The sequence below is a fragment of the Ruegeria sp. R14_0 genome (assembly GCF_017743975.1).
Classification (GTDB): Bacteria; Pseudomonadota; Alphaproteobacteria; order Rhodobacterales; family Rhodobacteraceae; genus Ruegeria.
The window spans coordinates 126,430-141,059 of the sequence record NZ_JAGHRC010000009.1 but is presented as its reverse complement, the minus strand read 5'-3'; the positions used below and the strand labels follow the sequence as shown (position 1 = coordinate 141,059).

Genomic DNA, 14,630 nt, shown 5'->3' with positions numbered 1-14,630 from the left:
CTCGCCGATTTGGAGGACTTGTCATGCCAAACGTAACTCGCCGCACCTTGCTTCGCCTTTTTTCCGGCGCCTCATCAGCAGCGCTGTTTGTTCCGTCCAAACCTGTCTGGGCAAGCACGACCAATCTGCAAGACATTGCCGGAGGAACCTTTGCGCTGCCGGAAGTCACCGTTTTTCCCGCACGCTCGATCGTTACGATGGATACTGATGCCCCACGCGCCGAGGCTGTCGCGGTCGTCGGGGACCGGATTGCAGCAGTCGGCAGCCGGGCCGAAATTGATGCGCTTGTCGGCGATCAGCCATTTCGCGTGGATGAAACCTTTGCCGACAAGGTGATCCTGCCGGGGTTTGTCGAACAACACGTTCATCCCGTTCTGGCGGCACTGACCATGACAACCCATGTCATTTCCATCGAACCCTGGGACGCCGAAGAAGGATTCTCTGCACAAGTCCGGGACCCCGACGGGTATCGCGAACGTCTGCTGGCGGCCCTTGCAGCACACGACGATGCCAACGAGACGTTCGTGACCTGGGGCTATCACCATTACATGCATGGCGACATGAGCCGCGCGATCCTGGACGAACTTGCACCCGACTTTCCGGCAATAGTCTGGCATCGTTCGTGTCACGAATTCTTTTTGAACTCCAGGGTCATGGAGTTATTCGGTGTTGATGAGGAATGGTTTGCCACACTCTCACCAAGTGCTGCGGCGCAAGGCAGTCTGGAGAACGGGCATTTCTATGAACAGGGAGGCATGGCGCTGCTGGACCTGATCGCGCCGGCAATCGCAACGCCCGAGCGGATGAAAGCCGGGCTGGAATACTCGATCGACTACTACCACAGAGGCGGAGTGACGACGGCCTGCGAACCGGGCGGGTTCTTTTCAAAGGCTCTGCAAGATGCGGTCAATGCGGTCTATTCATCGGACGCAACGCCGTTCAATCACTACTTTATTGGCGATGGAAAATCCTTTGTTTTGCCTAATCTGGACGATCCCGAAGCTGCGATTGAAATGGCCGAGTCGGTCTATGATTGGGGCACGGGTCGCACCCGGTACCTGCAGAAACAGATCAAACTGTTCACTGATGGTGCCATCTATAGCCAGCTTATGCAGATGCGCGATGGATATACAGACGGGCACGAAGGCGCGTGGATCATTGACCCGGATGTATTCACCTATGCGTTTCAGACCTTCTGGGATGCGGGATGGCAAATTCACATTCACAACAATGGTGACGCCGGTATGGACGTGCTGCTCGACAACCTTGAGACAGCTTTGCGTCGGAACCCGCGTTATGACCATCGCACGGTTCTTGTTCACTTTGGCTTCGCGGCCCCGGATCAGATAGAGCGCGCGGCGCGGTTGGGTGCAATGGTCAGCGCCAACCCATATTATGTAACTGCACTTGCGGGGCGCTACGGGGACATCGGTATCGGACCCGAGCGCAACGCCCGGATGGTGCCGCTTGGCGAAGTCGAAGCTCTTGGCGTTCCCATGTCCTTCCATTCCGATATGCCGATGGCCCCTGCGAAACCCCTGCAACTTGCATCCTCGGCGCTGAACAGAAGAACACTGGAGGGTGACGTTGTCGGGCCAGATCAACGGGTGAGCGTCGATACTGCGCTCAGGGCGATCACCATCGACTCGGCCTATACAATCCAGCTGGAGGATGAGATCGGATCAATCACACCGGGCAAACTGGCCAATTTCACGATCCTGGAAGAGGACCCATATAACGTAGCCGTCGACCAGTTCGACAAGATTCCAATCTGGGGAACGGTCCTTGAAGGCAGGCTACAACCCGTCGAAACGGCCGAAGGCACAACAATTGCAAACCCGGCCGCTGAGTTCTGCATCGACCAAGGCGGGCGCTACGAAATTCGCAAGGATGCAAGCGGGGCAACTCAGGGCATTTGCGTCCTTGATGACGGCAGTGAAATTGACGCTTGGGAGTATCTGCGCCGAGAGCGTGCAGATCTGTCGCCAACCTCTGCTCCGGGCCGTATCCCACAGTCCTTACAAAAGGGTTTGGACCAGCGCGCCCGGATGCGCCTCATGATGTCTCGCGCGTATTCCGACCTGGGACTGTGCACCACGGACGTTGCGATGCGGGACAAGCTTTGCCAAGCGGTGTCGAATGCCCTTGGCTAACTTAGCTTAGGTGCAGTATCGCAAGTTCGGTTGGCGCACCGGGGCATTCAATAGGGCGATGGCATACTGCGCCCGTTTGTCTGCAATGACCTGGACTCTTGAAAACCTGCGTGGCGTTGGGTCAAGCTAAGTGCAAATGCCAGTTTGATGCACTGAACACAGGACCCTGAATGCGGCTGATCCGGAATTGTCTTATCGTGGCGGCGGTTATCGCACTTGCCGTGATTGGTTTGAGGTGGGCGTTCCCACTACCCCAGAAAAACATTTCTGAAGTGGTAACAAAGCAGGCGGCTGATTGGTCGGGGCCTTTGGGCGCGACAATCAAAAATGCGCTCGACCGGAACCCGGGATTGGACGGCGTGCGACCATTGGGCAATGGACGCGCAGCTTTTGCGGCGCGTGCCATCCTCGCAAAGGAAGCGACAACCTCTATCGATGCTCAGTACTATATCTGGCAGGACGACGTGACCGGGCTGATGCTTCTGGATGAGTTGAGGGCCGCAGCAGAACGCGGCGTGCGGGTCAGGCTGCTGGTCGACGACAACGGCATCTCTGGATTGGATGAACTGCTTGCCGAGCTCAATGCCCTGCCGTACGCCCAGGTACGCATCTTCAACCCGTTCACGCTGAGGAACCCCAAACTCTTGTCCTATGCTTTCGACTTTGGCCGCCTGAACAGACGTATGCATAACAAGTCGATGACGGTTGACGGTGTGGCGACAATTGTCGGTGGTCGCAATATCGGTGATATCTACTTCGATTACGGGGCCGGAACGCACTACCTCGATGTGGACGCCATCGCCATTGGTCCGATTGTGGATGAGGTTTCGCAATCCTTCGACGCCTATTGGAACAGCGCGTCATCCTATGACGCTGATCTCTTCCTGGCTCCGCCAATCGAACAAAGCCTGAAAGCCAGGGCCGAGGCCGCGCGCCAGTCTGCCGTTGGCGCAGGCTATCAGAAAGCGATCCGCGACAATGAACTGACCGACCGAATTGCAGCGCGCGATCTGAAATTCGACTGGAGTGACGTCACCCTTTTTGTCGACGACCCGGCAAAGGGTTTGGGTCAAGTTCAACGCGAGGACCTGATCGTCGAACAACTGATTGCTTTCGCCGAAGATTCCAAAAGCTCACTGGATCTGGTCTCAGCTTATTTTATTCCCGGTGCGCGTGGCGCAGAAGTTCTTGAAGGGCTGGCCAAGTCCGGTGTGAAGGTTCGTGTCCTGACCAACTCGTTGGATGCCACGGACGTTATGCCGGTACACGCAGCGTATATGCGGTATCGCGATGGCTTGTTGAACAGCGGTGTCGAGCTGTTAGAGCTTCGCGCATTGCGACAGGAACACAGCGAACGAAGCCTGCCCGAGATGCTGGCCGGTTCGGCGTCGGGTCTTCACGCAAAGGTCTTTGGCTCCGATGGTGAGCGGATATTCATAGGGTCGTATAACCTCGACCCACGATCCGCGCGGCTCAATACCGAGATGGGCCTTTTGATCGAAAGCCCTGCGATTGCGGCATCCCTTGCCTCTCAACTGAGTAAGCCAGAGTTTTCCTATCGCGTGGAACTCGACGACGAAGGTCAGATGCTCTGGCTGCAGGAAGACAAAGACGGAAGCGTCACGGTGCATTTTGCAGACCCCGAAACCAGCGGTTTTCTGCGCGCCCTCACGGCGGTTGTCAGGTGGCTGCCGGTCGAATGGATGCTTTAAAAAGTCTAAAGCTAGCCAACAGCGTAAGTGCTGAATGCAATGATCCAAGCCTTCGATTTGAGGCCGCGCACCCAAGTATTGGGTGCGTGACTGGGATGCTTACGCGTTGCACAAAATTCCTGCGAAAACGCCATTCAGGCTGCGTTTGACGTTGATCGCCCTATCATCGCTGTTGCGCCAAATTAACCCGTGTTTGCCTGAAAACGACGCGACGATTTCGGCGTTCACCCAAGTCTTACACCGTACGAAATTGTCGTTGAGCTCCAATACAACTAGGCTATTGCGCCCAAGCTTTGGAGCCTAAGTTGCAAGGCTCTGGGCGCACCTACAGCGGTTGTAGGGACGCGCATAACGCTGCGTTCCAGTCACTGGTTTTATTCATGAAATTCAAGTGTACTCGCCCATAACTTTGCGCGACGTTTGCGCATAATTTTGCACGATTTGCCCAAAAGCCTGCACTCCGAGTCGAAAGCACTCTGACTTCTGTCGTCAGGTGCTCGCAAAACTGACCCATAGCCAACGCCTAACAGCTATAAGTATATCTAAGCTAGCAAGCTTCAATACTTGGTTGCGGAAAGTTTGCCACAGGTTATTGGTAATGAACCTGAACCGACGTCCGTCTAAAGACACAAGGGGACTAAATAGGCGGTATAGTTTTGATGAAACTCCACACACATAGCTTCAACCTGTGATGTCAGGTTCTAGTCGTCCCAATAATCCTCTTCCTGCCGCCGCCGTTCTTCCGCGCAAGAGCAGCAAAGTCCAGTAGCACCTGGGTAGTCTGTTTCTCTATCATCATCCATATAGACTGTCCGAAGACAGTCGGAACACTGTTGGTTTGCCATGCTTACCCTCTAGGTTTGGTTTTGATGAAACCGCTTGATCGGGTCGGCGATTTCATTACCGTTCAATTGTGGTGGATTCTGACTTCTTGCCGCTATGAAACAACAAGGAAGTGGCGGAGCGCCGAGTGCGAAGTGTCCAATCCGCCAAACTACGTTACGGGCAGTTTGCGACGCTCGACTCTCTTCCAATCCCGTCCGGAAACGATGCCCCAGTTTCCCGCTCCGTTAGGGCGACGCCAACGCGGAGTGGCCATCTTCTGAAGTTCGGAAAGCGCTTCGTCATGGGTGTCATACTGAACCTCCTCCCCCTTGGCTCCAATTGCGAATTTACCGCCTCGAGCCAGACGAGGATGCAAATAAGTGTTATCCGTAGCCACCGGAACGAAAACCACTTCATCTTCGAAATCTATGCTGAGCAAGATTGGTGTAACGTCATCCGACTTTTCCCAAATTGAAGGGTAATATTCCTTCCGACATTTGAGCCATTGAGCAGCACTCGATGCTGTTACACCCTGCTCAGCCTTTACAAGACAGCTTTCGCCGCTCGACAGTATGTTTCGGATGCGCCCCTCGGAAACACCGCCAAAAATCGAAAGCGAACCAATATCTACGTGGCCTTCAACGGATTCTTCATCATTAGTAAGGGACACCAGACTCATACCTGAATCCATTGTATGAAACGATGCTGTTGCCTTCAGCGCAGCTTGCTAACACTCCGCCTTCAGCAGGACAAAGTGGAAGCGACCGATAGCAAATTATGCAGCATCTGGGAAGCAAGGGCTCGCTCCCACCTTTCTCCGCGCTGTCGATGAGATGCAAGGCGCAGCCTAATCGATTGGCATCGGGAGGCAGATATGCCATTACTGAATTTCTTTAGTCGTTTTTCAAACGTTAGCGAGCACGGCCGAGGTCAAGTGGCGCATCGTAGAACGATCAACCCTTTTTGCGCATCACTACGATAAATTGGGCCATCGAAAAAAAGAAGCGTCCAACTTTTGCAAGGCTGTGCTGCTCGTCGAACCACGATTGCGCAACAGTGGGATCAACATGGTCATTTGCGACAGCGTATTGCTTGATAAGGTGCATCATCATGATTGCGAGACCATCAGGCTTCAACTGGTGATCCGTAATTGTGAACGACAAAACATCTTCCACATGGTCGCCGCGAGCCTTTATCAGTCCGGGCAGTCTTTCCGGGACGGAACCACTCACAAAGTGCTGGTTCCAGGATGTAAGCATCTTTTGCATTCTGTCGGGCTCGCCGCTGAACCAAATCAAGCTACCAAAGTGTAGATCGCTGATGACGAGGCGCCCGCCGGGTTTGACGCACCGCAGCGTGTCCGCCAGTGCACCGTCTACGTCTTCGATGTACTCAAAGACCTGTACCGAGACGGCCTTGTCAGCACTCTCTTCTTCAATGGGCAAGCCATTTGCGGCACCAGCACGAAACTCCACGTTTGCGTAGTCGCTGCATCGTTCTCTTGCAGCTGCTGTCATGTCCCCGCTTGGGTCAATCCCGATGACATAGCCATCCGAGCCAACTGCGCGGGCCAACTCCGCTGTTAACATCCCGTTGCCACAACCGATGTCCAAAATAGTTTCACCGGGAGCCGGGCACAGCGCATCAAACGAAGCCTGTCTACGCCGCGTCAATTCGGCTCCTTGATAGGCAATTTCAAGTAATCTCGTTGTCTCCGCGTCAAACTTAAGCACCTCTCCCCCCTTGCAAAGCCCACAAGTCCCCAAAACTTTATCAGAAAATGGGCTATCAACGAAAAGCAGGACGGATCGTTGAGGCTTGAACATGGATCCACCAACAACAAATGAACGCGCCGATTTGATCCGACGAGTGATTTAACCCTGAGAGCGAAGGACGCATCTGCCGTTTTGTCAGACCAGGTTTTTTGTCGTCGTTCGAAAGTTTGAACAACATCAAATTCAAGGGATGTCGAGGCCGTTCTCTCGTCCGAAATCGGTATAGAAGCTGTCACTGCGGCATCGGTTTAAAGTGGCTTCGTCCGCTTCTCCTAGGTCGGTGCCAGAGCTTTGAACACCTGTTCCTTCTATGAAGCGGTTCACGAGATTGAAGACACCACAGACCTGGATAGCATCGAACAGCGCGCTCTCTGACCAGCCTGCCGCGTAGACCGCATTAGCGTCGGCTTCTGTCATTCGTGATGGCGAGACGGTGAGCTTTTCAATGTAAGCCAGTAACGGTTTGAGATGATCCTTGACCGGTGCCGTATCGCGGTCTTCCATCAGTGCTTCGATTGTCTCGACCTCAATGCCGTAGGCTTTGGCGAAAACGATGTGCGCCCCATGGCAATACGCACAAGCATTCAAGCCAGAGACATAGGCTGCAATCAATTCACGTTCAGCAACCGAAAGGTCGCTCTCGCCCCTCATCACAAGGCTTTCATACGCACAAAGCGGAGAAAGCTTGTCTGGAAAGGCTTGATAGACACTTCCGAGTGTCGCGTTCTCGGGCAGAGATGGAAACAGGCGTTTCATTCAATTCTCTTTCAATCTTGCTTTTGATCACTTCGTCTCAAAATGAGGAACCAACGTTGTTTAAGCAACCTTAACGCAATTCCGGGTTCCGCACAGAATTTCCGTTGGAACACTACGAACGGCAGGTTTCCACTCGATGTTGGTGCATTTTGGGATGCCAGAGCTCTCCTTGTAGAGACCACCGCTACGTGGCGGCCCTCAATTTCATGGCCATTGGCGACGTCGCATCGCCGCCAAGCCTTGCGAAAGGCATGCCGCGCTGCCGCAGTTCCGATGCGAACCCATTTCGACAGATGCTGCACCTTGAGCGAGCGGCTGGTCCAAGGGTTTAGCAGCGCATAGAGCGGACTTGACATGAAACTGAATATCGGGATATCTCGATATATGGACATCGATAAAGCCATATCTGCACTCAGCAACCCGGTTCGCCGTAAAATTTTGGCTTGGCTCAAGGATCGCGCAAATTTTCCGCCACCGTTGCCTGAACATGCGGACCTGGAAGGCGTGTGTGTGGGATATATCCAAGAGAAGTCGGGTCTCTCACAATCCACAATTTCCACATACATGAACCACCTGAAGGATGCAGAGTTCGTCGTGTCGGAAAGGCATGGGCAGTGGACATTCTATCGCCGCAACGAGGCAGCCATCCAAAAATTCCTGACTAAGTTCGGAAAGGAAATCTAGTCACGACGATTGCCTAGGCCATCCTTCATAGATGTCGAAAGTGGTCCTTAATATATCGAGATATCGAGATATCGAGATATCGAGATATCTAAAATACTGCGCTGAGAAAGTGACCCATCAAATTTCAATGATTGCAACACAAGGAAAGTTGCCATGAGTAGCATCAACAAAAAACTCACATTGCCGAATGGTACAACGATCAGAAACAGGATCGTGAAGTCTGCCATGTCAGAGGCTCTCGGAGACGAGAGAAACAACCCGTCTCAGGCGCAAATTGATCTGTTTGCACAATGGGGTGAAGGCGGCGCAGGCATACTGATCACGGGTAATACCCCTGTTGATCGGTTGCATCTTGAACATGCCGGTAACTTTGTTCTTGATCCGGATTCGGACCTGACGAAGGTTTCGGCTCTCGTTGAGGCCGGAAAGGCTGGCGGCGCAAAGATGCTGGCCCAACTTTCACACGCAGGGCGGCAAACACCAGAACGCGTAAACCCTAGCCCGACTTCAATATCGGACGTAAGGCTTGATCTGCCTGGCTATGGTAAGCCAGACCCGCTGACAGAAGAGCAAATTCCCGGTTTAATTCAAAAATACATCAATTCAGCAAAAGTTGCTCAGGACGCCGGGTTTGATGGGGTCGAAATTCACTCTGCGCATGGCTATTTGCGCAGCTCTTCGTTGTCGCCCCGGATAAATACACGCACCGACCGTTGGGGCGGGAAACCACTCGAAAACCGTGCGCGGCTGGTGTTGGAAGTCGTGCGGGCCGTTCGTACGGCGGTGAATCCGGACTTCATCGTTGCGGTCAAGCTGAACACATCCGACTTTCAGAAAGGTGGTTTCGACCACGAGGACTCCGTTCAGGTTGCGGTCATGTTGGAGAACGAAGGCGTTGACTTCATCGAAATCTCTGGCGGCAACTTCGAAGCGCCCAAAGCGTACACACATGCGAAAAAGAGCGGCTCTACTGAAATTCGTGAAGCCTATTTCTTGGAATATGCTGCGGCGATTAAGGATGCGCTGAACATCCCCCTTATGGTTACTGGCGGATTCAGATCGGCGAGTGTCATGAATGATGCGATAGAGACCGGCAAGACCGACCTCATTGGCATCGGGCGGCCCTTCATCACAGAGCCGGGGTTTGCCGCTAGATTACTGTTTGGAGAAATCGAACGCGCACCTGCTATCGAAGAGAGTTTTCCACCCGCCGAAGACCTTCCACGTGGTGCGGTGCTCGGTTGGTTCTGCACGCAGATCGCGCGCGTCGGCAAGGAAGGCCAAGCTGATCTGGAGCAATCAGTCATAGAGGGGCATGAGCAATATCTCATCGAGATCGAAATCATCACTCAACGTTGGTCCGCTGCGAATGACCAGAGAGATTGAGTGCAGATTCTGCGGGACAAAGCACCAATTCGCTGCGTTCGCTCGAATGTCGGCAATTTGACCCCTACTTGGATTGGAACCACATCTTCAGCGCGGCCTCCGAATTTTACCGGTCATTCGTAAACCATCACGCATGTTCAATCCCATCATCGTGAGGTTGGCTGCACCAGCGATCAACTCAATCACCTGAACTGTGTAAAAGGTGCTGTCGAATTCGCCAGCGGCGGCCTTGCCAGCCAGAAACCAAGCGGCTGGTACGAGGATCAGCAAGCCGTTTAGCGCAATGATAGGCATTCGGGTCTTCTTGGCTTTCGTAAGCGCATTTTTGCGTTTCCGGCCCATTGCCATGCCCGATCCGCCAGCGATGGCCATTGCCGGGATGAGGATGAACATGCCTTTTACGATCAATGCCTTGATGGTTGCGACTGCTTCATGGCTCGCAAAGAGTTCGCTGGTGACCGTTGATGTCCAGAAGAGGAGAATCAGCACAAAGCCGATGCCGCCCGCGATGGCGTGAATCTTTGTTTTCATAGCGGTTCACTCAAATTGGCTTTTGGAAAGGATTTCGTCAGGCCGTGCAGCAATTCGGCACCGCAACCTTCTCGAACAGGTGGGGTGCTGTCACAGCGCTTGAGGGATAGTGGCTGAGTTGCTGCTGGAACTCGGGGTTTGAAAACGCAGCGCGAAAACCCGCAACAGAATCCCAGACCGCGTAGTTCATATACATGCTTCCGTCGCCAACGGCTTTGTGCAGTTGAGTGCTGATGTAACCCGGTTGCTTCTTCATCCATTGGGCATCGCTCTTCCAGGCTTCAACCAAGGCAACTTGGTCAACGGGGTCGACTGTGAAGAGATTGACGAGAACGATGGGTCCAGCGTCGATGCCCAATTGCCGTTCAATGGGAAACTCGGGGTCGAGGGGTTTGAAACTGACCATTTGGTACTCCTTGCAAGCAACTTCAGTTTGGTGTCATGTTGTCATATTTAGAAAGCATCAAGCGCAATGACAACACGTTGTCAATTAAAATGGGGAGCCGATATGACGGGTGCGCGAAGGACGGAACAAGGAGAAGCCGTGACAGCTCTGATACTGGATGTGTTTCGGCTGAACGGTCGGTTGCAGCTTGCCGGTGATCACCTCGTATCAGAACTCGGTCTGACAAGTGCCCGATGGCAGATCCTTGGCGCCATCGCTTATTCTGATCGGCCGGAGTCCGTTGCCTGGCATGCTCGAACGATGGGTGTTCATCGGCAGGGCGTTCAACGGATTGTCAACGAGTTGAGCAAAGAAGGCATAGTGGAGTTTCAGCCCAACCCACACCACAAGCGGGCGCACTTGGTTGTCATGACTCGAAAGGGGCAGGAGTTGTACGAAGCCGCGATTGCCAAGCAAATCCCATGGGTGAATGAACTCTCGGAAGGCCTGTCGCCAGATGATATTGCAACAGCGCAAAACGTTGTTGACCGCCTCAAAACACGCCTTGAAGAAGCCGCAACGCGACCAGATCAGAGACCGACCCAAATTTGACACTAAAACCGAGTTTAGCATCGGTTTTTCTGGGCTCGTAGTCGACCTTCGCTACCTCCCGCATAATTGGCTGGAGGCAGCCCAAAGCGGACATCCAATATCAGATTCTGAACTTTCCGAGATATGGGATAACGCAACAGTTCGTCATCCCAACGCAGGCGGCTTGTGGATACGCTTAACGTCCAAGGTGAAGGTTGCCGATGGAGCATTCCATGGGTTCGCGGCGGATGCGAAGAGAAATTCGCTTGGGTTACCCATCATCTTTCGGATAAATAAACCCATTTACTGGGTAGAAACTACCATACCGGCCCGGATGGCTTTCGACCCGAACCAGCGTCCAATCATTGTTTTGGGATACATCCTTGACGCCCATTTTCAATGATACCTTGTTGCGGTGCCAGTTAGCGTGGTTCACGACGACTTCCCGCTCGGTTAAAACACCGGATACGACAGCCACATGGCCAAGGGGCATTCCGCGGGTTGCCCGAAACGACATGACCGCTCCGACAACTGGTTCATTTCCCCGCTGAAAGATATTGTGCGCCTTGCCCCACCAATCCTTGGCATTACCTCGAATTTCGATGCCGCTAAGGTCACGTGCATAGGGCACGCACCACACTCTTTGCCCCCGAGCCTGCTTCTGCGATACCTCTTGCAGCGCCAGCAATTGACGTTCCGGATCGAGGTCTGTGTCATTCGCGCTCTGTGCGCAGGCAGAGACAAGAGAAATAAAACCCATCGCAATCAAAGCACGGGTGGTGCCGGTCAGGCGCGACCTATTCGTATCCATTTCCCTATTGCCGTTTTGCAAGAAACTTCATTGCCAGTTTGAGTGGTCGCAGAATTTTAGGGCAATGCAACGGGCTGTGAAAAGATACCAGCCAAATCCTCGGCAGGAAATTGCCACCCCAAACCAGGCATTGGCAACGAGACTTAGCAATCCCATGCACGCAGTTTTGCAGCCGATTGTTAGTACAAGTAGAACGACCTTTTTGACTGTAGGCGTTCGAAATCAACAGGAATCCGTCATGTGCTTGACCGAGGAGTTGGGTTGTTTGTTTCCGTACGTGCTGTCCCTCAGGATTGTACCGGACAGAATTCAGGCAAGCTGTAATGCAAGCGGCTATGCCTTGCATTGACCTGTTTTAAATCTTGGCAGGTGAAGAGCCGCAAAAAATTCGAAAGAGTCCGCTTCGTACAAGCTACAATGAACTCACGAGGTAACGCCGCTAGGTGGAGGAACAAGGGTGCCAACTAAGTTCGATGGTGGATTGCTCCCTTGGAGTACGGCGTTGGCAATATGTGCAACGGCCGCATTTGTCGTACTGCTTGGAGATCAGTTTGTTGCGTTTGGTGGTATCGCCGCAGTTGCGGGTTTTTCAGCTGGTTTTCTCGGGTCTGTTTTTTCAAGCCTTGTATCTAACGTCAGAACGTTTGCGATGGTGCTTGTGTGCATACTGGCATGCACACTCTTCCCGGTTAAATGGATCGCCTTGCTGTGTGGTTTTGTCTTGATCAGCTGGGGCGCTTTTGAGGGATACAAGAACGGTGGATTTGCGACAGTACCTGCGCTGAACGGCTTGCTCTTGTACCTGCTGATCCCACCTGATGAGCGTGTTACCGTTCTTGTTCTGGTGTTCCTCGCCGCGGCGACAGTCGGTGGTTTGCTCAGCGTTTGGCTTAACTTAGCCGGATCTGCAATACGGCCTGCCTTGTCTTTCAAAGAAGCATTTTCTGTCTGGCTATTCCTAATTGTAGGCATGAGTTTGACAACGTTTCTCGCTCATGTGATCGGAAACCAAAAATCCTATTGGCTTTCGTTGTTGTTCGTATTCCGCGTCTTGGCTCCAATTCAAAAAGTGCCTGATGCTGCATTGCGGTTTGGTGTTGGCGTGGCGCTTGGCTCCTTGGCAGCCTTATGTTTCGAGTTCAGCGGATTGTCTCATCAAGTCTTATTGATCCTTGGGTTTGCTTGCGCCGTCATAGGCGTGCATAGGATAGGTGGTAACACGCTATGGACCGCGATGTTCTTTACGATTGCCACTCTGTTGGTGACGGCCCCAACACTTGAATTTGCGGTCTTCCGAATAGAAGCGGCGGCGATGATAGTCTTCTTGGTCGGAGGGCTATCTTTCCTGATCAGTTGGTGTTGGGAACAGATAGAAAGCCGCTCCGAAAACCAGTGATTAAAGGCATCGGAGAATAAACCTTAGCCCTGAATCTTCCTGTAGTCCGTGCTCGGCGGCAAAAGTGTCGGGCCTCTGAAACTGCAAGTCCTCCCCTATTTGATACCCGCAACGGCTCTTTCGATGGATGACCTCTCGGCAGATGCTGCCGAATGACCAATAGAACTTGAAGCTTTTCGGGGCTCACCAGCGATCCACACTCAAAGCAATTTTTTTGATTTGCGCCCTTAGCTGAGCGACGTCTCAAATATGTCTGTGTTGTTTGTTTTCTTCTGTCACATTGACCGACGGTCAATGCCTCATTCATTTTTACATGACCTGCTGTTCGGCTGAGTTTGGTGCTTTGGCATTGATTGACCCGTTTGACTTTTTGCACAAGGAAGTGGTCAATCAGAAAGCAATTCAAAGACCTGATACAAAAGCCATGGCGGGCAATCTAAGTAATTTTTCTACGTTTTTGGTGCCTACGCCGCCATTTATGCGTCCAGGAGGATTTCGATGACCTACTTTCCTGCAAACAAACTTGTATTCGCAATTGCAGCTCTGACTTCGCTTTCCGTGGCGTTGGCAGCTGAAGCTTGTACATATGTACGGCTCACTGGGGCAGACGGTTCGCAACATCCTGGCCGCTCCATGGAGTGGGGTACATTCGACATTAAGCCAGGATTTTCTGTTATCCCACGTGGACACGAGCATAGTGCGATGACGATGCCGGATGGAGCTGATGGTGCAGAATGGAGCGGCAAATACGGCTATGCAGGTGTTAGTCTGCTGGAGCGTGAAGGTCTCTTTGGCGATGTGATCAACGAAGCGGGCCTGGTTATGAATCTTCTCTACTTTCCCGGCTTCGCAGAATACCAGCCGTACGATCCAGCGCAGGCTGAAAACTCAATCAGTGCGACTGACTATATGACCTATATGGCCAGCCAGTTCGCGACAGTGCAGGAAGTGATTGAAGCGACAAGAGATGTCCGCGTCGTTCCGGTAGTCGAACCGTCGCTTGGTTTCGCTGCGCCAGTCCACGTCGTGGTCTCTGACCCGTCAGGCGATGAGATCGTGGTTGAGTACATCAATGGTGAGCTTCATATTTTCGAAGAGACAATTGGGGTAATGACAAATTCACCTCCCTACGACTGGCATCTCACCAACCTGAGAAACTATCTCAATCTGCGCCCAGTGAATTGGCCTGATATAGAAGTGGAAGGACTGACTGTGGGCGGTATTGGCTACGGAACTGGGTTACTCGGACTTCCCGGCGACTACACCCCACCGTCCCGCTTTATTCGCGCAACGGCATACAAGGAAACGGCCCGCGAGACACAAGGTGCTTACGACACGACGCTTGAGCACTTCCGAATCTTGGGGCACTTCCAATTACCTTTGGAGACCGATTTCTCCGATTTACCGGATGGCTTGGATCCGATCAGTTACGGCAGTACGCAATACACCGTGTCATTCGATACATCGAATATGCAGGTTTACTACTTCACGGATGACGAGGCACGAGTTCGCAAGTTTGATCTCAAAAAGATTGATTGGGACACCCTTTCAGAACCTATGACGAAACCTCTCCGTCGCGGTGGTCCACCACAGGTCGAGGAAGTGGTTTTTGACAACTGAAACTG

The 14,630-nt window shown here is 52.8% G+C and carries 13 protein-coding genes; 7 read left to right on the top strand and 6 right to left on the bottom strand.

The features are described 5' to 3' along the window. Positions 1–23 precede the first annotated feature (23 nt). On the top strand, positions 24–2,153 hold the full coding sequence (locus J7416_RS19940) for an amidohydrolase family protein (protein WP_209227251.1): 2,130 nt from the start codon (positions 24–26) through the stop codon (positions 2,151–2,153). Between the two features lie 170 nt (positions 2,154–2,323). Next, complete coding sequence (locus J7416_RS19935) at positions 2,324–3,865, top strand: phospholipase D family protein (protein WP_209227249.1); 1,542 nt, start codon at positions 2,324–2,326, stop codon at positions 3,863–3,865. 994 nt (positions 3,866–4,859) lie between these two features. On the opposite strand, the gene J7416_RS19930 is transcribed toward J7416_RS19935, so the two are convergent. The 3 genes from J7416_RS19930 to J7416_RS19920 all read right to left on the bottom strand — a co-directional run bounded on the left by J7416_RS19930 (position 4,860) and on the right by J7416_RS19920 (position 7,221). Further along, the gene (locus J7416_RS19930; RefSeq protein WP_209227247.1) at positions 4,860–5,369 is read right to left on the bottom strand and encodes a hypothetical protein; all 510 of its coding nucleotides are present in this window, start codon (positions 5,367–5,369) and stop codon (positions 4,860–4,862) included. A 274-nt stretch (positions 5,370–5,643) separates the two neighbouring features. Further along, positions 5,644–6,423: a methyltransferase domain-containing protein gene (locus tag J7416_RS19925; protein WP_209227245.1), complete on the bottom strand. Its 780-nt coding sequence runs from the start codon at positions 6,421–6,423 to the stop codon at positions 5,644–5,646. 225 nt (positions 6,424–6,648) lie between these two features. After that, on the bottom strand, positions 6,649–7,221 hold the full coding sequence (locus J7416_RS19920) for a peroxidase-related enzyme (protein ID WP_209227243.1): 573 nt from the start codon (positions 7,219–7,221) through the stop codon (positions 6,649–6,651). Between the two features lie 354 nt (positions 7,222–7,575). Between J7416_RS19920 and J7416_RS19915 the strand changes: the two genes are divergently transcribed. Continuing rightward, complete coding sequence (locus J7416_RS19915; RefSeq protein WP_247744388.1) at positions 7,576–7,905, top strand: metalloregulator ArsR/SmtB family transcription factor; 330 nt, start codon at positions 7,576–7,578, stop codon at positions 7,903–7,905. A 153-nt stretch (positions 7,906–8,058) separates the two neighbouring features. Beyond that, positions 8,059–9,291: an NADH:flavin oxidoreductase/NADH oxidase family protein gene (locus tag J7416_RS19910; RefSeq protein WP_209227241.1), complete on the top strand. Its 1,233-nt coding sequence runs from the start codon at positions 8,059–8,061 to the stop codon at positions 9,289–9,291. Between the two features lie 87 nt (positions 9,292–9,378). Here J7416_RS19910 and J7416_RS19905 read toward each other — a convergent pair whose 3' ends face one another. Together J7416_RS19905 and J7416_RS19900 are read right to left on the bottom strand one after the other, a co-directional pair. Further along, entirely contained in the window at positions 9,379–9,822 is a 444-nt protein-coding gene (locus tag J7416_RS19905; RefSeq protein ID WP_209227239.1) for a hypothetical protein, read from the bottom strand. A gap of 37 nt (positions 9,823–9,859) precedes the next feature. Continuing rightward, positions 9,860–10,228, bottom strand: coding sequence for an antibiotic biosynthesis monooxygenase family protein (locus tag J7416_RS19900; RefSeq protein ID WP_209227237.1), 369 nt, complete (start codon positions 10,226–10,228; stop codon positions 9,860–9,862). A 66-nt stretch (positions 10,229–10,294) separates the two neighbouring features. On the opposite strand from J7416_RS19900, the gene J7416_RS19895 reads away from it, so the two are divergent. Continuing rightward, positions 10,295–10,819, top strand: coding sequence for a MarR family winged helix-turn-helix transcriptional regulator (locus J7416_RS19895; RefSeq protein ID WP_247744387.1), 525 nt, complete (start codon positions 10,295–10,297; stop codon positions 10,817–10,819). 250 nt (positions 10,820–11,069) lie between these two features. Here J7416_RS19895 and J7416_RS19890 read toward each other — a convergent pair whose 3' ends face one another. Further along, positions 11,070–11,609: a CHAP domain-containing protein gene (locus J7416_RS19890; protein WP_209227235.1), complete on the bottom strand. Its 540-nt coding sequence runs from the start codon at positions 11,607–11,609 to the stop codon at positions 11,070–11,072. A gap of 457 nt (positions 11,610–12,066) precedes the next feature. Between J7416_RS19890 and J7416_RS19885 the strand changes: the two genes are divergently transcribed. Next, positions 12,067–13,005 (top strand): hypothetical protein, encoded by a 939-nt coding sequence (locus tag J7416_RS19885; protein ID WP_209227233.1) that lies wholly within the window; start codon positions 12,067–12,069, stop codon positions 13,003–13,005. Positions 13,006–13,503: 498 nt separating this feature from the next. Further along, positions 13,504–14,625 carry a linear amide C-N hydrolase gene (locus tag J7416_RS19880; RefSeq protein ID WP_209227231.1) on the top strand — a complete coding sequence of 374 codons (1,122 nt, stop codon included), beginning with the start codon at positions 13,504–13,506 and terminating at the stop codon, positions 14,623–14,625. The last annotated feature ends 5 nt before the right edge of the window (positions 14,626–14,630 follow it).